General features: G+C 39.4%; 14 protein-coding genes. 1 reads left to right on the top strand and 13 read right to left on the bottom strand.

Annotation, left to right across the window (positions count from 1 at the left end; genetic code table 11):
- Positions 1 to 131 precede the first annotated feature (131 nt).
- On the top strand, positions 132 to 1,439 hold the full coding sequence (locus tag ACED29_RS00265; protein WP_124014877.1) for a site-specific integrase: 1,308 nt from the start codon (positions 132 to 134) through the stop codon (positions 1,437 to 1,439).
- Between the two features lie 458 nt (positions 1,440 to 1,897).
- Here the strand turns inward: ACED29_RS00265 and ACED29_RS00260 are convergent, their stop codons facing one another.
- The 13 genes from ACED29_RS00260 to ACED29_RS00200 form a co-directional block, all read right to left on the bottom strand.
- Entirely contained in the window at positions 1,898 to 2,623 is a 726-nt protein-coding gene (locus tag ACED29_RS00260) for a M48 family metallopeptidase (protein WP_371696628.1), read from the bottom strand.
- Entirely contained in the window at positions 2,623 to 5,775 is a 3,153-nt protein-coding gene (locus ACED29_RS00255; RefSeq protein ID WP_371696627.1) for a type I restriction endonuclease subunit R, read from the bottom strand. Before ACED29_RS00255 ends, ACED29_RS00260 begins: the two co-directional genes overlap by 1 nt.
- Complete coding sequence (locus ACED29_RS00250; RefSeq protein ID WP_371696625.1) at positions 5,768 to 7,774, bottom strand: DUF262 domain-containing protein; 2,007 nt, start codon at positions 7,772 to 7,774, stop codon at positions 5,768 to 5,770. The genes ACED29_RS00255 and ACED29_RS00250 overlap by 8 nt, the downstream gene beginning before the upstream one ends.
- The gene (locus tag ACED29_RS00245; RefSeq protein ID WP_371696623.1) at positions 7,767 to 9,311 is read right to left on the bottom strand and encodes a DUF262 domain-containing protein; all 1,545 of its coding nucleotides are present in this window, start codon (positions 9,309 to 9,311) and stop codon (positions 7,767 to 7,769) included. Before ACED29_RS00245 ends, ACED29_RS00250 begins: the two co-directional genes overlap by 8 nt.
- Entirely contained in the window at positions 9,311 to 10,837 is a 1,527-nt protein-coding gene (locus ACED29_RS00240; RefSeq protein WP_371696622.1) for a restriction endonuclease subunit S, read from the bottom strand. The genes ACED29_RS00245 and ACED29_RS00240 overlap by 1 nt, the downstream gene beginning before the upstream one ends.
- Positions 10,834 to 13,347 (bottom strand): type I restriction-modification system subunit M, encoded by a 2,514-nt coding sequence (locus ACED29_RS00235; protein ID WP_371696620.1) that lies wholly within the window; start codon positions 13,345 to 13,347, stop codon positions 10,834 to 10,836. Before ACED29_RS00235 ends, ACED29_RS00240 begins: the two co-directional genes overlap by 4 nt.
- 25 nt (positions 13,348 to 13,372) lie before the next feature.
- Positions 13,373 to 13,876 (bottom strand): type II toxin-antitoxin system RelB/DinJ family antitoxin, encoded by a 504-nt coding sequence (locus ACED29_RS00230; RefSeq protein ID WP_371696619.1) that lies wholly within the window; start codon positions 13,874 to 13,876, stop codon positions 13,373 to 13,375.
- A gap of 179 nt (positions 13,877 to 14,055) precedes the next feature.
- Positions 14,056 to 14,757, bottom strand: a complete 702-nt coding sequence (locus ACED29_RS00225) for a hypothetical protein (protein ID WP_371696617.1) — start codon at positions 14,755 to 14,757, stop codon at positions 14,056 to 14,058.
- Between the two features lie 175 nt (positions 14,758 to 14,932).
- Positions 14,933 to 15,961, bottom strand: coding sequence for a helix-turn-helix transcriptional regulator (locus tag ACED29_RS00220; RefSeq protein WP_371696615.1), 1,029 nt, complete (start codon positions 15,959 to 15,961; stop codon positions 14,933 to 14,935).
- 43 nt (positions 15,962 to 16,004) lie between these two features.
- Complete coding sequence (locus tag ACED29_RS00215) at positions 16,005 to 16,994, bottom strand: hypothetical protein (protein WP_371696613.1); 990 nt, start codon at positions 16,992 to 16,994, stop codon at positions 16,005 to 16,007.
- Positions 16,981 to 17,913: a hypothetical protein gene (locus tag ACED29_RS00210; RefSeq protein ID WP_371696612.1), complete on the bottom strand. Its 933-nt coding sequence runs from the start codon at positions 17,911 to 17,913 to the stop codon at positions 16,981 to 16,983. The genes ACED29_RS00215 and ACED29_RS00210 overlap by 14 nt, the downstream gene beginning before the upstream one ends.
- Positions 17,914 to 18,059: 146 nt before the next feature.
- Positions 18,060 to 19,034 carry a cell division protein FtsZ gene (locus ACED29_RS00205; protein ID WP_371696610.1) on the bottom strand — a complete coding sequence of 325 codons (975 nt, stop codon included), beginning with the start codon at positions 19,032 to 19,034 and terminating at the stop codon, positions 18,060 to 18,062.
- 76 nt (positions 19,035 to 19,110) lie between these two features.
- The gene (locus tag ACED29_RS00200; RefSeq protein WP_371696608.1) at positions 19,111 to 20,082 is read right to left on the bottom strand and encodes a WYL domain-containing protein; all 972 of its coding nucleotides are present in this window, start codon (positions 20,080 to 20,082) and stop codon (positions 19,111 to 19,113) included.
- Positions 20,083 to 21,187: the final 1,105 nt, after the last annotated feature.

Here is a 21,187-nt window from a genome sequence, read left to right as displayed (position 1 = left end):
CATATTAAAACCTACAATTGAAATCTGTTTGTTAAAGAATCATCATCATTGATGCCGATAAATAACATTATCGGCATCAGGCAAAAAATAGTATAATAAACTAATGTAATCAATAACCTATATTTAATAATATGCCAAAGAACATAAGTGATGAGTTACCGCCAGTATTGCCACTATTTGATGCGGCAGAGTATGTACTTCACGGTAATGCTTACATAAATCAATATATTACCAAAATATCAATCGAAAAAGTTGCTGATGCAGGACTCATAATAGAGCATTGTGCTGATTGGTTATTTGAGCAAAAGCAGTCTGAAAATAACTATAAAGCCTATCGTAGCGAATTAACTACGTTTCTACATTGGTGTTTCGATGTTGTGGCATTATCGCCTATATCAGTCACACGAAAAGACATTGCCAAATACATCGATTACTGCCAATCACCACCAAAAGAATTAATCGGGTATTTTAATGTTGCGCAATTTAAACTCAATAAAGCCTCTGGAGAGCGATCACCAAACCCACAATGGCGACCATTTATAGGCAAAAAACAACTTGGGAAATGTTTACCATATCAACTAAGTGATAATGCACTTAAGACCAAAGTTGCGATATTATCGTCATTTTATGGCTATCTCATTAGCGAGGAATATACCGAGCGAAACCCAGCTCAGTTATGGCTTAAACACAGTCGGTTTGCCATAAAACGTAAATTCACTATCGATGAAGACAATAATCATCACGCATTTACCGAGTTACAGTGGTCTTATGTTATTAGCACCGTTAGCCAATTGGCCAGCACTCAGCCGGAACAACATCAACGCAGTTTATTTCTCATTACACTATTATATAGCTGCTATTTACGCATATCTGAAATCAGTGCTCGTGCAGGTTATGCACCCATCATGAGCCAGTTCAGACAAGATCCACATTCTGGTATTTGGTATTTCCATGTACCATTTTCCAAAAGCGGCAAAGCCCGTAATATTGCCATATCAAAAGCCTTGCTGGCTGGATTAGTTGATTATCGACGTTATTTAAAGCTCAGCGATTTACCCAATATCAACGATCAACATCCTATATTTGTCAGGCACAAAGCCGCAGCCCACGGACGAGAATCTGGTGTCATTAACGCCAATCTTGGTATTCGGCATATACGAGACGAAATAGACAAGCTCATTAACTTAGCTGCAGACAATGCCGCTAAAGATGGTTTTGAACATGACAGTCAACTTATGCGAAAACTCAGTGCTCATAATATTCGTCACACTGGGATCACCCATGATATCAATATCAACCGGCGGCCATTATCACATGTCCAGGCCGACGCTGGTCATGAGAGCATCGACACAACATCACAGTATTTGCACACCACGCAAACTGAACGACATCAGAGTGCATTCAATAAACCATTAAATCATCTCGCTGAGATTAAATAATTGCTAGGAATAGACCGTAAAAAATTAAAGTATGCAATCTCAGCACGATGTTAAACACAGTATTGATGTCTGTATGCTAGGTTTTGATTAGAATGCCCATGTAAATGAAACATACTGTTGATTCATACCGTTATTGAACATAACTGCAAATGCGCGCATATATATCACCTCACATAAGTATGCGCACAATGTATATTATGTTAAATAGAGTATTTGTGTAAGCTAATCAAATACTGTTTTTGTGTGGTTTCTCATACCAAATGAGTTTTGTCTCACTTAGTGACTTTGGTGTAATAGTTTTTATAATCAGATGGTTATATTGATATCAACGATTTGTTTGCCCTGTTACGGTGCAATATTCTATTCAGAGCGCTTTTTGATGCTGCTTTTACCACCTGACTTTTTAAAATCCTGTGGTATGTTTTTTATCGTTAGACCTACTTTATAAAGCCTGGTGTCTAGTAACTCCAATCTTCATATGCCAATGGCAAGCTGTTCAGTAAGCTGCGCCTTTCTCTCCAATTAGGAAGATGCTTATCCATAATCCCTTTGAAGCGTTCATTATGATGACGCTCAATTAAATGCACCAATTCATGGACCAGAATAAACTCTATGCATTCCACGGGTTTTTTGGCTAACTCCAAATTAATCCACAGGCTTTTAGCTTCAATGTTGCAGCTGCCCCATTTGGTTTTCATTTTCTTAATGCCGACTGATGTCGATTCAACATTCAGTCTCTGTTGCCAATAAGGTAGCAACTTGGTAATAGTCTTTTGTACTTGCTGACGGTATAAACCATTTAACAACTTCAATCGGTTATCTGCCGTTGTATTATCAGCTACTTGTAACTCAATGATGCTATTACCTTTAATAGATACTTTGTGTTTACCAGAGGTTTTTACTATATCAAGGCGATGTTGTTTACCCCATAGATAATGGCTTTCGCCACTGACCATTTCACGAATTGATTGTCGAGGCTGCGCCTCAAAATCAGCTTGTTGCTTCTTAATCCAGGCCAATTTATTAATCACCGCAAGACGAACGGCTTGTTCACTGGCACCCATAGGCACAGACATTCTTACTCGTCCATCGGGTGGCAATACGCTTAAATGCAAATTTTTAATCGGTTTACGATTGACTTGTACTTCAATGCCACCAATCTGAATGACCTCACTAGACGACATTAATAGTATTCCTTTTGTGCCTTAATAAGTGCCATCACCGTTTCTATATCTACATCATAACCAGCTGTTTCTTGCCTAACCGCATTAGCGATTTCACGTTCTTTAAATCTATCGCCTAACCATTCTGCTTTTTTTGTCTCGCGTACAGCGGTATCTATTTTGGCAGTAAGCGTTTCATCATTGCCAAAATTATCATAAAGCGCCTGTTTTGCAGCCGAATCAACGGTGCTTGGATAGGTTAAACTTCTGTTATCACTTTGGTTAACCACTTTTTTGGCTAATTCACGAATTTGCTCTAAGTACTCTTGATAATTAAGGGCTTTTTCACGTCGCTGTTTAATAATTTCATCAAGCAATGCAGACATTTGCTCAAAATATTTAGGATTAACCGGGTTTTCATCAACAATGGTTTTACGAACGTTATTCTCAATAGCTTCCGCCATTGCTTCACCATCATTGCGTAAATCTTCAGGTAAAGCGCCTAGCCCCGCACCATTATTATTCACAACCAAATCAATTAGGCCTAGCTCTTCAAAATCCATTAACAGTTCGCTGTCATCCGCTCTGATGTACATGTCTAATAGCTGACGCATTGCAGGCTCAAACCGCTTCATTTCAAGTAAATCACCACTGGCCAGTTTTACTTCGTCGCGCACTTTTTCATAGTAAATAACTTCTTGTTTAATCTTCTCGGCATTCTCTGCCAAATACCCTGCCTGTTCCATTTCATTGGCTAGGTTTGCATAAGCCCTTAATAACTTAGCAACAGCTTGATACAGCGTTAATCGTAACGCCTCTTTTTCGCTTCTCTCGTCTACATCCGTTGGTTCAACACCGGATTCACCACAAAAGTAATGGATAAAATCTCTAGTATTACGTGGCGCTTTCACTGGTTCACATAATGCACGCACGGTTTCTAATGCAGTATCTAAGTCTTCACGGGCTTGAACTAAACGGTCTTTCAACAGCCCCGCTACATCGACTTCGTCGTATCCATCAAATGCTTCTGCGGTATAGTCTTTAATCGCTTTATCGAGTGAGCGGAATAAATCCTTATAATCAATGATATAGCCATACTCTTTGTCTTCGCCATCTAGCCGATTAACTCGACAAATGGCCTGAAACAAATTGTGATCAGCCATATTTTTGTCAATATAAAGATAAGTCGCTGATGGCGCATCGAAACCCGTTAACAATTTATCGACAACAATCAATAAGCGCATTTGGCCAGGTTCTTTAATAAAGCGCTGCTTTACTGATATTTCAAACTCTTCGACGCGTTTGGCGGCTTCATCTTCACTTTGCTCAAAGTAATCGGCTAGCATCTTGCGATAAGTTTCATACTTAAAGATTTTTTCAGTTCGTCCCTCACCAGACTCTTCACCTTTTATGGTGCTCGCACTTGGCAAGTAGCTGGTCACAATGGCACATTTACCCGCTAAGTCTGTCTTGCTAAACAGGTCGTACACCACACAAGCCTGATGAACACTGGCGCAAACCAACATGGCATTACCTCTACCTGAAAGTAAGGCTGGTTTGATCTCCATATCCATCAAGATATCGCTAACAATTTGCTCTAGGCGCGACTTACTCGACAGCACCTTTTGCATGGTGCCCCACTTTTGCTTAAGCTGCATTCTAGCAAGGTTTGAAATGCCTTTTGTTTTAGCTTCAAACCATTGGTCTACTTTTTTAGGCGAGGTTAAATGCTGGTCGATGTCTCTCGCTTCGTAGCGTAAATCCAAAACCACACCGTCACTTACCGCTTCATTAAATTTGTAGGTATGAATATAAGGGCCAAACACTTCTAAAGATTTCTTCTTATCTTTTTTCATCAGTGGTGTACCGGTAAAACCGATAAACATGGCCTGTGGAAGAATCGCTTTCATCGCGGTATGCAACTTGCCAGACTGAGTTCGATGACATTCATCAACAAACACAAACAAATTGCCTTTGGCACTAAAATCACCCGTTACACATTCTGTTATTGCATCGATAAAGTCTGTTGCTGCAGCATCATCATTTTCATCGTCAATAAGCTCACCATTTCGGCCAAACTTATGTACCAAGGAGCATAATAGCCAAGGGTTGGGTTTATTGAGAGTGAGTACCAAGTCTTGACCACTTTTAGTTCGGTAGATCTCTTCATCAACACCAGAAAAGACTTTTTCGATTTGTTCGTCCAACTCTGTGCGGTCAGTAACAATCAATACCCTTGAATCTTTTACGTTTTCACGTATCCACTTGGCTAGCCACACCATGGTTAGGCTTTTGCCAGAACCTTGAGTGTGCCAAATAATCCCGCCTTGTTTATTGTTCGTCAGCGAAACAACATGCTTTTTAGCCGCTTGAATGCCAAAGAATTGATTGTGGCGGCAGGTCTTTTTAACCCCAGCATCAAACACGATAAAGTCATGGATCAACTCAAGAAAACGTTGCTTATCGCACAGCTGTGCTAAGTGAGTATCAAGAATGGTTTTGGATTCTATATGATCCCGAGGAAGCGCATCCGCGCCTTGTGATTCTTTCCATTCTAAATAATATTTCTCAGTGGTTTCTATGGTGCCGTAACGCAGACCTTGGGTATCATTACCTGCCATCACCAATTGCATGGTGGTAAAAAAATTGCGAATAAAAGCTTTTTTCTGATTATCAAGATTTTGGCGAATACCTTCACTCACAGACACAGACGAGCGCTTTAATTCAATCACCCCAAGGGCAATGCCATTAACGTAAATGACAAGATCGGGGCGTTTCTTTAGTTCACCTTTTACCGTCACTTCTTCGGCAATGGCAAAATCATTTGCCTCTGGGTTTTGCCAATCAATTAACCATATCGTTTGATTTTGCTCACCAGCGCCCTCTTTCTCTTTAACCCCATAACGCAGTAAGCGATACACCTCTTTGTTGGCATCAAACAGTTTTTTACCTTCACCCAGCGCCGTAGCAATATCTAACTTACGTAATGCGCGCTTAATAAGGGGTTCAGATATGCCTCTGTCTTGCAGCCAATTAGCTAGAATATGGCTTTCGACATTGCGGTTATCTTGTCTGTCCTTCCAATCGCCTAAATAGCGATAACCCAACTGCTGTTGAAAAAAATCAACCACACGGTTTTGGGTGGCACGTTCCTTTTGGCCGACATTACTCATTCAACAACTCCGTTGTTTTGTCATTCACCTTTTTAATATAAATATTAAAGTCGCTAATCATTTTTTGATGATGGTGCTTGATTTCATCTTTTTTCCACTGTTTATTTGAATATATATCTTCAAGCTTAAGCGACACACCTTTGCCTTTATGTCTTTCTTCGAATTTAGCTTTTTTGATAGTAAAACCATCATCGGTCATTTCAGAGTTAATACTTCCAGTCACTAAGGCTAAGTTTCCAAAAGTGTGAAGTAAATCAGCAGGTATTGCATCTTGCGGAATTCTTGGATTTTGCGGCGTGACATGTTCAACCGAGTTTTTAGCTGTCATTCTAAAATTATTGATAAGTTTACTTTTTTTAGCTTTCAATTTGAGATACTGGACGTATTCAAGTTTGTAAAACCAATAATGCGGATATTGAGTCCCGTTTTCGTGAGGTAGGTTAAGACTTGTTGCCGCTGTTAACACTTTCTCTTTATGCCAGCAATTCACTAAATAACGATGAGTACGTTCAATCAGAGGAGCATCAGCTTTACTACACAGTAAATGATTATCAAGATGCTGCAAATAGAAAAGTGCATTTTTCTCATTGTTTTTTAACAAAAAATTAAGTAATGGTGTTAACCAATATTGAGTTGTCATTTGCTGTGAGTGATACAGCATACTCTGTAAAAGTGCGAAATCCGGCTCAGCATCGGTAGAATAACGTTGTAAATATTCGGTTTTTTTCTTTGTATTCCGATTGACGTAAATTCTACGAATAGCATGTTGTTTGTCCTCTTCAACTAGGACCCATTTTATGATGTGCTTATCAAATTGATAGCGAACATCCCAAAGTAGTCTAAAAAAACTCTCAACTTGTTTGCTATTTGGTTGTTCTTTAAGCCAATGTAATTTGAATATTTGCAGTAAATCTTTATCAGAAATTTTGCTGATATCCTTATGTTCAAATTTTTTGCTTTTCTGCAAATAAATCCGCAATGTATGTTGTAAAAGCATTGAAAAAGTAATGATGCTTGATACCCTGTCGGGTAAACCATCATCAACTTCGTCTTCTGGTTCAGACTCATTCGAGGTGAAACTATTTTTGTGCTTTAAAATGGCTGCCAAACTCATCGGCTTGGTTTGAATATGCTGCTTGTTTTGCTTCAAGCTCTTAACTACATATTTAGCATTACTGAGTTGTTCGCGTTGATAAACGTCTGTCTCGATTTCACTTTTGTATAAAGCAAGGGTATTAACTTGAGTGGCATCGTATAAATGGCGTTCAACATAACCGTTCATGTCTGAGCAGGCATCCCACAACTGTGCATAAGCTTCGCGTTCTTTTGAGTCTATGCTTTCAAGTAGCTTAGCTTTTAGAATTTCATGATGCTGTAACTGCACACCACGATTATTAATCACTTCAAATAATTTATTTAAATCCGTCTCTTTAGGTACTTTTGTTAAGATCAACTGAACTTTCGTGCGAATAAAATCAGTTAAAGTAACTTTATCTACCTTGACTTCAGCATTGTCAAAATAAGACTTGATATATTGAAGCGCATCTTCTAACTGTTTAGCCTGTGCTAAAGGTGCCGTTTCGTTGGGTGCCGTTTCGTTGGGGCATAACTTTTTAAAAAATTCAGTGACTTGAGGACGAATGGCAAAATTTATCCGCGGACGAACACCTTGCTCAGTTGGCACTTGTCGATACTCAGTAAGATGCTCACCCAGTACCACGCTTATCAGCCATAAGGTGGTAAACCGTTGCTGTCCGTCAATGAGCTCATAGAGTTTACTTGTGTCAGTCGTATCATGTAACGTCCTCTCAATAACTAAGGTGCCGCCCAGATAAAACTCATTTTTATCTTCTTGCCAGGCAGTAACAATATCATCCAATAAGCTATGTATTTGCTCTTTTCCCCAGACGTACAGTCGCTGATAAATGGGAATATTAAAAAAATACTGCTTTTTAATCACATCTTCCAAAGTAATTAAATCAGACTCAAATTTAGACATGACGAGCTCCCTGCTGGACACCGAGTTTTTCAGCACTCACCTGATTTAGTTTATTTTTAATCGTGCTTTCCACATATTGGTTAGTCTTAATTCGCAAATCATCGACATTAAAATAACCAGAAACAGCACGAGCATAACGAGATTGAACGTGACTTTTACTTTCTGTTTGCCAACCATCATTAGTAGCATAAGCTTTGCTTACATCTTCTTGCTGTAAAAAGCGGATCACATCATCGATATCGTAGGCATGTGCAAGCACATCGAGTAAATTCTGTTTTGCATCCCGTAAAAATTTAAGTGGCGTTTCACGGCGGATGTCGGCCTGTGTTAATCGAATTGCACCCAAACGATGATCTAACCAAATAGCAAATCGTAACAATCCCTCGCTGCCTAACCTGTCGAAATATGTCAAGGTCGCTAAGCGGAATAGACTCTGTAAATAAGGAGATAAGGTTGAAACAACGTCATTATAAAAACCTTGTAGCGCTAACACTTCAGGGCTATCAGATGTCTGATGAAACAACACATTGAGCATTGAGGCATATTTTTCAGCATAGAGGAAAAAACCTACACCTTGGCTAATGGGTTGGCGCAAAGCAAAAGGTAAATAAGCCGCTTGTTGGCCAATATTTTGTTTTGCTGGCGTTAACGAATAGTCATTGGTGGTAGTTAATGTAAGGCTTTTTCCCCATTGGTTTGTTCCGCCACAGTACAACGCCACTTCTCCAATCATGGCTTTTTTACTGTGCTCACCGAAATGCTTAAGCATTTCATCTTTACTTTCTAGCTCTTCTACTTGATTGCCAGTCCAATTACGGCCACGCCATAAATAATAATGAAATAATTCAGGAGCAAAATCATTATGCTGGCTAGTTTTGCCTAACTCGCCTTGAAGTTGAACTTGCTCCCAACGCCTCGCACAATGGCTTTGCAGTTGCTCGACCAATTTAAGATTACCGTCTTGAATGGCACGTAAATGGAAGGCTTTGAGTAAATCTGTGCTGCCAAGCGGCACACCACGATTATTCTGAGTATCAAAAAAGGTAAAGGCTAAGTCTTCTCGCTGCACAGCAATGACAGTAAAGCGTAATTGCTTAAACACCTTAGTAAATGCATCCTTATCAATTTTCTGCTCTTTGAACCATGCTTGCATAGTGCATTTTGCTTGCTGGATATTGACCAAAGAGCGAGACGAGCGAAATTCAAACTGTATATGTGCTGGTAACTTACCGTGTAACAACCAATACAAAACCGACAAGCTAGTTAAGCGCTGTTGGCCATCAATAACGAAATGCTTGTTTTGCTTAACACCAACTTTCTGGTGCAGCAGCAAAGTGCCCATGTAATATTGTTTAGCCCTATTATTTGTTTGGATGAATTCAGAAAAATCATTCAATAGTTGAATGATTTTATCTTCCCCCCAAACATAAGCTCGCTGGTAACTGTCTAACGCTAATGGACTTTTTTCGTTAGCTAATGAGCTAAAACTCACTAGCTTTACCGTCACATCCTGTGGTACCAATTCCTTTTTACTCATTACAAACTGACCTCAGATGTTGTGTCTTTGTAAAACGGCAATCGGTTTTTGCCCGTGAGCAGCTCTTGCATCATGCCTTGTTTGATTTGGCGAGTTTTGCTTAGGCGTTGTTCAAGGGTTTGGATTTCGTTATCCATGTCCGAGAGGATAGAAGCTATAGCGGTTTGTTCTTCTGGCTCAGTTGGTAAAGGTATTTCAAACTCAAACAAACCATCTAAGGTAATACTAGCTTGGTTAGCATTACCACGATAAATTTGTTCAATATGATCAATATATCGTTCGGTTCTAAAATGACTGATAAGCAAGTTTGATATGTTTTTAGCTTTAAGTTTGGGTTTTATGAGCACTGCGTTTTGATTTAACAAATACCCGCTATGTTGTGGCTCTACCAATATAGCTTTTCCAACTAATGAGTCATACATTGGAGGCTTTGATCCTACTGTGGTGAAGATAATATTACCTTCTTCCAAGCTCCATTTCTTATATTTGTTTTTTGACTTTAGGGAAACAAAGATTGGATTGTCGTTTTTAATAGTAGTAAATGAAGTATCACTAACACGCACAACTCTAAGACCAGAGTCTGTATACTCGCCTGACTTAAATGGGTAGCCCTTGATGTAATTTACAATATTACCAAATCTAACAACCTCCCAATCCTCTGGAATTTCGCCTAGCTCGCTGGCTTTGGTGCTTTTACGTCGGCTGACCATGCCTCTGCTCTCTTGAGAAGCTAGAGAGCCGTCGTCGCAGGGGCTGACGTTAGCATTCGTTGCCGACGAATGTTTGCGCTTACCTTCGACAGCACCTTCTGGACTGTTAATATCTGAATAAAAGGCAAACTGCGGTAAGCGGGTTTTGCCTGTGAGCAGTTGCTGCATGGTGGCGGTTTTAATCGCTTGTTTTTTGGCAATGAGGTTTTCTAACTCACTCAGCAAAGCATCCATATCAGACAAAGCGTTAGCAATGGCGGTTTGCTCTTCATAAGCTGGTGAAGGAAAACTAACACTTAATAAAGAACCCTTTGATATGTTCTTCATACTATTACTTGTACCAGTTGCAGATTCTTTTATTTTTTTAGAAGTAGCAGGAAAAGTTAAAATATAAGCTAACCATCTGTTATTTGTTTTTACATTGGAGCGAAACCGCATTTGCCATAAACGATCTGGCAGAAACAAATTAGGGTAGTTACCATCGACAAAACCTAGTTCACCAACCAAGTCAGGAGTATTCATTCGGCTAACGATAATGGAACCATCTGACGGAATAGTTTTAGCTTTATGGACATCACTAGGGATAACTGACTTTATTTCATTTGGATAAAAGTATCCTTTCGATACACACGATGTCTTAAGTATGTGTAGGCCATGAGAAAAAGCGTCAATTTTATCCACTGAGTTAACACTGATACCAGCCTCTAATGAACTAACAAAATCTCCAAGCTCTGAGTAATTCCAATCTTCTGGAATAACCCCAACCTCAGTCTGTTTATACCCTTCTGGTATCACTTGATTTATAGCTTGGCTCATAGCGTCCACTCCAAACCCATGGCTTTGAGGTGGTTAGCCACTTTATCGCTTAACATCTCAACTGATTTTGTGAGTGTGGGTAATGGCGTGCTGTAACGCTCTTCTAGCTCTTTTACGCGATTAGCCATTTGCTGGGTGACCCGTTCTATTTCTGCAATGATGTTGGCTTGTAGTGTGGCGAGCCATTTGTCGTCGACAAGCAGGGTTTTGATATCCTCAAGTGTAAGTTTGGGATATTGGTTAAATACCGCCAAATCTAGCAATTCTTGTGCTTCTTTCACCGCTTTTTTAGCATTGGCATCAGAGGTGAACAATTTAGTGGCTTGCTTAAGGGCTGCGATTTCATCGGCAGCGGTAGCTACTTTAAGGCGCGAAGCGACACTGACTTTGTTGATTTTGTCTTTGTCGTTCATAGCATCAACTAGCAGACCGTCATCGCTACTGCCAGAGCCTAATGAAGAGTTTTCCTCAAGGTAAGCTTCAAGCGTTTGAGTGGCTTCATCTTGTTTGGCTTGCAGTGCATCGACTTTGGCTTGTTCAGCGGCAAAGTAGCGCGCCACGATTAAACGCGGTGGAATAAGCTCAGCTTTATACTTCTTCTTATTAACGATTAAGTCAGGCGTTTCTTTACTGTTAGCTGACTTATCGCCTTTGGTGACCACTAATTCACGCAAGGTGTTACCCGAGAGCCAACCGTCTTGAATAAGCACGTAGACATCGTCTTGCAGTGTGTCGCTCCAGTAATCCATTAAAATTTGGTAAATGTCGTACTTACTGAGTAACTCACTGTTGGCGTAGGCGGTTAACAGGTTTTCTGAAATGTCGTGAATGAGCTCTTTAGGGCTATCGCCTAGGCCGATTTCAGTTAACGCGGCCTGCTTTACCCAGGCTTTAAAGGGCAATAAACTGCGCGCGGCAAAGTCTTTAAACTCTTGATGGGCAAGAATGCTGGCTTTAACCTTACTTGCCTCAATCATGCAGTGGCTATAGCCGCTGCGTTTAGGTTCAGGGGCAGGCTTGAATAGCGTGGCACGAATGCTGGGGAATACTTGCCAAAAATGTTCAAGGGCATCGATATCACGATTGGGAATGCCGCCTTGTAAATGGGCACTTAAATCGTGCAAGTCTTCGGGTTCAGATGAGTCGATATAGCGCGGAATATTGAGGTTGTAATCATTTTTAGCAATTTCATCAATCGTGACTAAACGGCTAAAGCGTTCGAGTTCTAGGCCTTTATTAAACACATCGACAACTTTATGAATGTCTTGGCTGCGCAGGCGGTTTTTGTTGCCATCTCTAATAAAGCCCTTATTGGCATCAATCATAAAGATTGACCGACCTGCTATGGCGATGTCTGCTTGGCCAGTTGTTGCAGACTCATTTGACAGCACTGCCCTTTGAGCATGCTCTTTATCGATAATGATAATACAGGCAGGAATACCAGTACCGTAAAACAGGTTAGCAGGTAAGCCAATAATGCCCTTAATGTAACCTTGTTTAATTAAGTTTTGGCGGATATTGGCTTCGGCATTGCCACGGAATAACACCCCGTGAGGCAAAATAACCGCGCCTTTACCGGTACTTTTTAAACTGGTGATAATGTGCAGTAAAAAGGTGTAATCGCCGTTTTTTTCAGGGGGTATCCCCCAGGTAAAACGACCATAGAGATCGCTTTGTGGGTTTAAGCCGCTGGTCCAGTTTTTATTTGAAAATGGCGGGTTAGCCACTGCAAAGTCGAAGGTTTTGAGTTTATCGGCAGCGTCTTTCCATTCGGGTGATGATAAGGTATTGCCTTTAACAATTTTAGCCGTTTCATTGTTGTGCAAAATCATGTTCATGCGAGCCAGTGCACTGGTGGCGTTATCCATTTCTTGACCAAAAATAGATAAACCACGGGGCGCTTCATGGCTCGCTTTTAATAGCAAGGAGCCAGAACCACAGGTAGGATCGTAAACAGTCGCGTCTTGTGAGGTGTCTTTAGTAATGCCGACCACTTTAGCCAGAATTTGCGAGACTTCAGAGGGAGTATAAAACTGCCCTTTTGATTTACCCGACTCGGTGGCAAAGTGACGCATTAAGTATTCATAGGCATCGCCAAGTAAATCGTCCCCTTCGGCGCGATTGCCAGACAAATCTAAGCCTTGGAAAATCCCTACCAGTTTAGTGAGACGGTCAACCATCTCTTTGCCTTTGCCAAGCTTGTCTTCATCGTTAAAGTCGGCAACGTCAATAATGCCTTTAAGATCGTTTTCTTCGGCAAGCGCGGCAATGATTTTGTTAATCTTGTCGCCAATTTCTTTATCGTTTTTAGCCGCTATCATGTCATCGAACGTGGCACCTTTAGGCACCACTATCATGCCATAGGGGTCGCCTTTGAACTTGTCGGAAACGTATTTCATGAACAACATGGTCAGCACGTAATCTTTATACTGGCTGGCATCCATACCGCCACGTAATTCGTCACAGCTTGCCCATAATGATGAATACAGTTCGTTCTTTTTAATGGCCATGAGGCTTTCCTATCAATGAATTTTTTTAACGGCTAACAGATGATGTGTTGCGTTGAATTTGCTTATGCCAATGGGTAAATAGCGCACGATGCCTGTCGGTCCACTGGGTAGAAATGACGTAATATTGCCCTTGGTGGCGAGCAACTTTTTTAGTGGAGTAGCGGTTATAGCCTTTTGCATCTTGCGCTGCTGTTTTGATATCAGCTTGTTGATTTGTTTTAGCTAGTTTGAGTACCGCAAAGGATAAAGCGAAGACTTCTTTGCAGTAGTCTGGATTTTGTAAATTGAGCAATTCTGACTCTGGTAAACCATCTTCGACCAAAGTTAACAAGGTGTCTGTAATTTGGCTGTTGGTGATACTGGTTTTGGCAGACCCGTCTTGTTCATCAAGGATTATGGGGAAAGGCAAGCCATTAGATGAAATTGATTTTGTGAGAAAAATGCGGATGGCTTGCTCAGTTGTCAGACCTAGCTTACTAAACAATTGTGATGCTTCATTAAGCAATTCCTGCTCGATATTTAGCTCCATGCAAACCTCAATTTTTAACGATACAAAAATACAAAATTGTCGATTTGTAAGATATCACTCAAGTGCTGAGTAAACCAGATAAAACCGCCGTATTTCAGTGGGAATTGTGAAATACGGTGATTATAACAACTAGTGATTATTACATATTATTTGAAACTTTAAAGCCGTACTCGCTATTGTTAAACGGGTTTGTATTCGAGTACTCTTTTACGATTCGGCTTTGCTTTGACTCTTCCAAACTCAGCAGTAAGGTGGGTGAATTCTTGAAGGTAGTCACAGACTAATTGAGTAGGTGATTCAATTAGTCCTTCTGAATCATCTTTAGTAAATACTTGTGCACGTAGGAAACATTTACAATTCCCAACAGAGAATTCAATTACATTGTCGTCTATTCGACCATCTTTTGAAGTGTTTTGTTTTTCTAACTGTTTAATTGTCAGTACAAACTCAAGAACATAGGCATCGTCTGCTTCGTAATTTTCAAGTTGTTGCTTGAAGCATTCAATATCGCCATCTGAAAACTCACATCCTCTTTTTCTCACTTCATCTAATGACATTTCAGCAAGTAAATATGGATGACTGTGCATGTTTCCTAAACGATAATACCCCAGTTGTTCTGCTAATTGTTCTTTTAGGTCTTCTGCCGCTTCGTTTGATTCAACTGAACCACTCTTCATTGTTGCGGATGTATCAACAGAGACAAATTGTACAATACTGCGGCATTCATCGTCTTTTTCATTGAGTTCAATATCACCATAAACGGATGCATAGAACTCAATACCACTACGCTTGTTATTGCCATGTTTTATTACGAATGCTTCAAATCCGTTCAGTAGCATTTGTGTTAACGCCGATTGAGTCACTTCTACAACATGTTTCATCTATATTCCTTGTTGGTTACAGCAAATACTGTACATAGTCCTGATTGTTAGCAAACAAATGAATACTATAAAATTAAAGTTTATTCAAGAGTTTAGAGTCTTACAATTATTCTGTTAGTGTAATGTTGTTTGAGATAATAAAATTTGTATCGGTGTAACTTTGCGATCAACTTCACTAATCAACAATTTTATATGCAGCTAACGTTTTAAGTAAATTGTCACGCATTCTAGTCCTTAGCTCTTGTGGCTCTAGTACCTCAATGTTTGCCCCTTGTCCCCTTAGCCACCAGTTTAATTGCCAACCATTAATGACTGTTGCACTGAGTTGATATGCACCATCCTCTGATTGGATAATCTTCATATCATCTGACATAGGGCTTTCATTTAAGTAAAAGGCAAGTTCTTCGGTCACTTTTGCTTTGAGTGCTAATTTGTCACCGTTGCCAAATTGCATTGCACCATCTTGTAAATATTGTTGAAGATTAAAATTTTGCGGACGGATCCCTTGTTCGTTAATGCGGGTTACCGTTTGAAAACGGTGCATAGCAAATCGTTTGATTTGTGCGGTATTTGCACCCTTAGTGATATCTTGAGCAATAACATAAAGCACGTGGCCTCGTTGCACTAAGGCCAGTGGCATAAGCGAATACTCCACTGCTGTTGTGTTTTTTGTTTTGAGATAACTAACCACAATGGTTTGATCTTTTAATAATGCTCCTTGTATTTCAGTTAACAAACTCTCATCGATTGATGGTGGTTTAAAACCACTATCTGGCATTACACTGGCGACTTTATCAAACCATTGGGCATTATCATCATCTTTTAAAGTGTTTAATAGCTGCCGCGAATGCTCAAAATTATGTTGTAAATGGCGTTGCATCGCCGGAGGCAATAGCTGCTGTAGCGACTTTTCTACCAGCATTAACGACAATGCATCGGTTAAACTTAAGCTGTCGATATGTGTTCGATTGATACCAAGACCAGACCAACGCCATAGATAGGGTTTTGTGTCGGTTTCAGAATAAATAGGAAAGTACTGCGACAGCACTTCGAGATCTCTTTGTAATGTGCGTTGAGTTACCTCAAATCCTTCACTTTTAAGCTTGTTGAGCAGATCAGCACTTTTTATTCCCGCATTCGCAGGAATAAATTTAAGTAATGTTTGCTGCCTTAGAAGCGTATTAGCATTTTTATTCTTAGACATAGTAGACCTTTAATCTAATGATGAACCATGACACGACAAAGACTTAGTGATTAAGCAGATAACCTACCTGAAAATATTTCTCAAAGTAATCCATATATTCTGATTTATCTCGGTACCAATATTTTGTTCTTTCTTGATTATCTTCATCATAATATTCTTCAAATACGTCGATTAGTGTGTCACATTCATTGGTGCTAACGGGGACTCGGCTCATTAAATACATTAATTCCTCGGGTGCGAACCTTGGCATGTTCATCAACATAAATAACCAACCTTGCTGCATGGCACAGTGTTTTTGCAAGGTTCTGCGAAACCAGTATTCATAGCCCCATTCTCCAACGGAGTAATGTTCTTGCGCAAGCGCCAAGGCTTGCAGTAAGCTACTTTGGGGATGAAAATGCATGACTATTTTTGCCGCCAGCATTATAGGCACAAAATCCCGATTGAAGGCTTTATTTGACTTACTTGCCTTTGTTTTACTCTTCCCTGCTGGCAAGGGTAATTTCGATTTAAACCATTTATGTTTAGTACAACTGCGGGGGTCTCCGCCATAGCGACGATTTAACCTTTGAATCGTCAGATAATGCGCATCAAGTAATAATTCAGCCTGTTCAAGTAAGACACTCGGTTGCAAAGCGGGATCGCTGCTTTTTGACATTAAATCCATCAATGATTCATTTCTATTGAGAAACAGTGTCCATAAGCTATAAAAAGGCGAATCTTCTTTCATGGCGTATTTTCCTGAGCGCGAACCGCAAAGGGCTTTTACATTTCTAGCGGGGTTTGGAAGCTTACTTTCCCAGCAATCTAATGCGAGACGAACCAATAATGTCATATCATATTCTTCGGCCCACGGGTTGTTGTCGTCATCTCTCAGAAAATTATCAATCCAATCAAACTCCTGAGATTCTTGGATCCATACGCGCGCTGTCAGACTTGGACGCTCTGAATAACCAATGCCAAATTTATTCTCATCATCAAGGAGAGACAATAACGATTCAGTTTCTTTTTTAAATAATTTAAAGATGATCATTTATCAGCCTCTTAGATTTTCGGTTAATGATTAACGTAAAAAAGTCATCGTAAACTTGGAGAGAACAATTTGCGCCAGGGTAATAACCTTGTGCAGCAAATGTATCAGTAAAGGCCTTTTTCATAATAATGCAGTCAGAAGCTGACGATTGAGCCAATAAAAACAATAAATGCTCCGGCATTATGTGCTCAACATAAGCGAGTAGAAATTCAACGCCTTCGTTTTTATAACAATGCGCTAGCAACTTACGGATTAAAAATAATTCTCCCGTACTCGAACTCAATACATAGGGAGGCCAACAAAGTGCAACCTGCTTGAGTACAGCACTATTAGGTGTTAACTGTATAAGTAATTCAGCGGCAAGGATCAAATGATTGAAGTAACTCGAAAAAAATAATTCACCATTATTCTTTATCGCTTCGGCCATTTGCTGATAAGTTTCCCAATCGAGTGATTCAATATTTGGTTGTTGCACAGAAAACGTCACTAATAACGACTGGAGTAATGATTCAGCTTCTTCAATTAAGAAGCGATTTACATCAGCAACCGCACTAAAAATACGTTTAAAACCGTCTTCATTGCGATAAAAGGTATCCAACACTTGCGATAATGCAGGATAGTCTTGATAAGGCTCATAAGTATTACGTGAAACGATTAACTGCTTAATGGCTAATATATCGGAATTCGGAGCTTGTGAAGCTTCATTTTGCAATACTCGAGCAACTAGTAAATGATCGTACCAACCCTCAACAGTTTGCTGTGCATGACAATATAATCCGTTCCAATCATCGGTTAAGGTTAACCATTGTTCTGGAAATAGTCGCACCATATCTTCAGGCTTTAATTGCTCATAATCTGGTACTTCCCCTAACTCTAGAAAAGTCAGTAAATTGATAGACTCTGTTACCAAACCATCCATAAGAACCTCTATTAGCACCTTGTTGGTTATTATTATACTGAACGGTGCGACAACTTGTGTCTTATGTTTATCAAGTATTATAATTAAAAAGGTAAATTAACTTTTTGATTACCCAATGTTTCTATAACAACTTGAGCTTAAATACATCAGCCACAGACTTGTAAAATTGGTTTGGGATTGAACGCAATGCCTGTTGTGAGCAAAAACACTTCGATAGCATTTTTTATGGTTGGATCGATGGTTAATCCTACAATGAGATTGGCCTCTGCACTAATACGTTGTTGGATGATATTACCTATCAGATGATAGGTATCTAGTGCGAGTTCATGTTGGGATACAATGTTAATTATCGTGCCCTTCGCCGAACTGATGTCGATGTTTTCAACCAATGGGTTGTCTAATATCCGATTAATTGCCGTTTCGATATCGCTGGCATTTTTGGCCTTAGCCATGCCAACTGAAGCAAAACCTTGCGTGTGAATGACCGTTTTAAAGTCGCTGATATCAATATTGATGAGTCCTGTTACGCTTAGCATGAAGCTTAACCCTGACAAGGTATCTAATAACAGTTGGTTACTGATCTTAAACGCATCAATAAGCCTTACTTTACCGCCAAGCACTTTGGATAATCGGTCGTTCGGTAACACGACTAATGCATTGCAATATTGCTGTAATGCGTTAATGCCCTCTTCAGCAAATCTAGCCTTTTTCATCCCCTCAAAACTAAAAGGTTTTGTGACTAGCGCAATCACTGGAATATTGTGAGTTTGAGCTATTCTTGCAACCTCTGATATAGCACCAGTGCCTGTTCCGCCTCCCATGCCGGCAGTCATAAAAATAATACTGGCTTGCTCAATAGCCTTTGATATTTCCGCTTCAGACTCAATTGCAGCAAGACGTCCTACATCTGGATTAGCGCCTGCGCCTAAGTTATTCGTTAAAGATTGGCCAATTTGAATGGTGTCGTCTGCTACATTGCCCCTTAATGAGCGTAGATCGGTATTGATGGCTAAAAATCGAATCTCTGCAAAGTCGTGTTTCTTTTTTAGTGCTTGCAGGGTTGAGCAACCACACCCGCCAACGCCGATGACCAGAATAGGCTTTGAGTCAGTGATGAACATAGGTATTTATTCCATTTATTAATATGGAATTCAAGATACGCTAAGGCTGCGTCAGATTGTGACGCACAGGATAATTTTATTCGCTTAACGCAATTAATCGCTGAGTTTGTCTGTAGATATATTGTTTGATTGATGGTGGGTTAAGCACTTTGATTGATGTGGCATGGCTCCAAACCAGTTCGCGAAAAAATCCTGAATTGATAAGCTGAGCATTAATTTGAACCTGGTCGTTTTCTGTCGCTGTTGCAGTAAATGCATACTGATGAGCCTGAAGCTTGTTAATAAAACTCGACTGTCGATGAGTAATGCATTCAAACTGGATTGTTTCACCACGATAACGGCGACCTTGGTGTGACAAATTAGCGGTATTTATCGTTATAGACATTGAATCAAGCAGTTTGATGTCACTAAAATATTTTACCGGCCATTGATTAAGCTTTGCGTCTGATCCAACTCTGAATACCAGATATTTTTCACCTGCGTCATCAACAAATGCATAAGGTGATAATTTACTGTAAACCAAAGAGGCTTGTTCATGTTTGATGAAACGCGTTACTTGAGCACTGACGTCTTTCCCTTGTAAAATTGCTGTTTCCAACTTTAATTGGTCATCTGTTATTTCATGACCACTGTATTTATGTGACATGGATTCTAACCAGTGTGTGTGACCATCACTGAGTTTCAGCACTCGATTAGCTTGGGTAAAGGTCTGTTTTAATTGTTGTAAACTGACATTAGGCAAACATAAATGCCCTATACGTTCTAACATAGAAAACGCTAAGGCAGTGTTATTGTCCATTTCAGCTAATTGTATCTTGTGCCAGTCTGCTGAAATTGACCATTTAAATGGACGTGTTGATTCCTCTACAACTAAACCACATTGACTGATATTTAAAAGATCTTGAAGGTCTCTTTGAATTGCACGGACATTGGTAGAATAACCTCGGCTTACTAACTGATCGCATAGTGTTGCCGCGGTAGTCGTTATTGGATGCTTTGGGAGCAAGAAAAGAATAATGACTTTCCTTGTTAACGATTCATACTCCATATATCACCCTAGAAAATTACGACTTTAGTCAAAAAGAAAGCATTGCATAATAACTAAACGATTATCATCACAAGTCAAATAATACTCAAACATAACGACTGTAGATATTATCATAAAAAAATTATCTAACCTGTCCTGCATAAATTTGAATTTTTACTTTCACTGCATTTCCAGTGGAGGATCTATAGTTAAGACACTCTTTGAAGGCTCCTAAAGAACTCTCGGTGAACCTTAAATTAAAACCCCTCACCTATTGGGCTAAAATACTTTATATGGCCACTAAGCGATTCTAAAGCGTTTTAGTATAACTTTGCCGAAAACAATTTTTTAGACTAGTGTGCTAATTTCAACATGACAGTTTTAATCATTTTCGGTTCGGATTTTACCTGAAAAAAAAGAAATGAAATTTTTTCAAAAAAACTTCTTTTATTTGTTAACAAGAAAAGCTTTAAAAGCATTTTAATGACTACCAAATTCATTCAAAAGGCGAATGAATTTAACGAAGCCAGAGTGTGTTCTTAAACTCTGTGAGTCTCTATTGTTTTGTCTTTAAATTTTAGAAAACAAAAAAACGTCGAGTGTGTTTGTTACTACCAATATCTCTTATTAAGTAACTTTTTGTTTAAAAATCAAGTAAAAAAAATAAATATATTTTATTTATTGACTAATTAAATACAATTAAAGATTATATCTGGTTAACATTATTTTAGGTTTTAGTGTGTTAAATAGACAAGTTAAACGTTCTGACTTTGTACAACCTTAAGCGCTAAGATTCTGATTATATTCAAGTTAATTCTATATTTTGAGTTAAAAACTTTTTGTTTTTAGCACTTCTGCAAATCTGAAATTATTATCATTTTTAGGTTTTTATCTGCTCGGTTAAAAAACAATCACTAGTAAAGTGCTGCTAAAGCAAAATGGTTAAAAAACCGTCTTTTTATAATGAAAAATACACTTTTGAGAGTACCCGGATCGGTGATTTTTTACTGCAAAAAAAGGGATGTAATGTATGGTCAGAATGTCGCCACAGTTAATCCTGATCCTTGCTTGGTTATCGCGGATGTTTTTGATTGTATTTTCGCAAATCAATACGAGGTTTGTATGG

This window comes from Shewanella sp. 5S214 (assembly GCF_041439795.1).
GTDB lineage: Bacteria > Pseudomonadota > Gammaproteobacteria > Enterobacterales > Shewanellaceae > Shewanella > Shewanella vesiculosa.
Note: the sequence above shows the minus strand (reverse complement) of the source record. Positions and strands in the feature narration are given on the sequence as shown.

What these genes read in the sequence shown, in the direction of transcription:
- ACED29_RS00215 (WP_371696613.1), bottom strand. Translation starts at nt 16,994, where the DNA reads ATGATCATCTTTAAATTATTTAAAAAAGAAACTGAATCGTTATTGTCT.
- ACED29_RS00205 (WP_371696610.1), bottom strand. Translation starts at nt 19,034, where the DNA reads ATGTTCATCACTGACTCAAAGCCTATTCTGGTCATCGGCGTTGGCGGG.
- ACED29_RS00265 (WP_124014877.1), top strand. Translation starts at nt 132, where the DNA reads ATGCCAAAGAACATAAGTGATGAGTTACCGCCAGTATTGCCACTATTT.
- ACED29_RS00235 (WP_371696620.1), bottom strand. Translation starts at nt 13,347, where the DNA reads ATGGCCATTAAAAAGAACGAACTGTATTCATCATTATGGGCAAGCTGT.
- ACED29_RS00230 (WP_371696619.1), bottom strand. Translation starts at nt 13,876, where the DNA reads ATGGAGCTAAATATCGAGCAGGAATTGCTTAATGAAGCATCACAATTG.
- ACED29_RS00220 (WP_371696615.1), bottom strand. Translation starts at nt 15,961, where the DNA reads ATGTCTAAGAATAAAAATGCTAATACGCTTCTAAGGCAGCAAACATTA.
- ACED29_RS00200 (WP_371696608.1), bottom strand. Translation starts at nt 20,082, where the DNA reads ATGGAGTATGAATCGTTAACAAGGAAAGTCATTATTCTTTTCTTGCTC.
- ACED29_RS00260 (WP_371696628.1), bottom strand. Translation starts at nt 2,623, where the DNA reads ATGTCGTCTAGTGAGGTCATTCAGATTGGTGGCATTGAAGTACAAGTC.
- ACED29_RS00225 (WP_371696617.1), bottom strand. Translation starts at nt 14,757, where the DNA reads ATGAAACATGTTGTAGAAGTGACTCAATCGGCGTTAACACAAATGCTA.
- ACED29_RS00240 (WP_371696622.1), bottom strand. Translation starts at nt 10,837, where the DNA reads ATGAGCCAAGCTATAAATCAAGTGATACCAGAAGGGTATAAACAGACT.
- ACED29_RS00245 (WP_371696623.1), bottom strand. Translation starts at nt 9,311, where the DNA reads ATGAGTAAAAAGGAATTGGTACCACAGGATGTGACGGTAAAGCTAGTG.
- ACED29_RS00250 (WP_371696625.1), bottom strand. Translation starts at nt 7,774, where the DNA reads ATGTCTAAATTTGAGTCTGATTTAATTACTTTGGAAGATGTGATTAAA.
- ACED29_RS00255 (WP_371696627.1), bottom strand. Translation starts at nt 5,775, where the DNA reads ATGAGTAATGTCGGCCAAAAGGAACGTGCCACCCAAAACCGTGTGGTT.
- ACED29_RS00210 (WP_371696612.1), bottom strand. Translation starts at nt 17,913, where the DNA reads ATGGATGGTTTGGTAACAGAGTCTATCAATTTACTGACTTTTCTAGAG.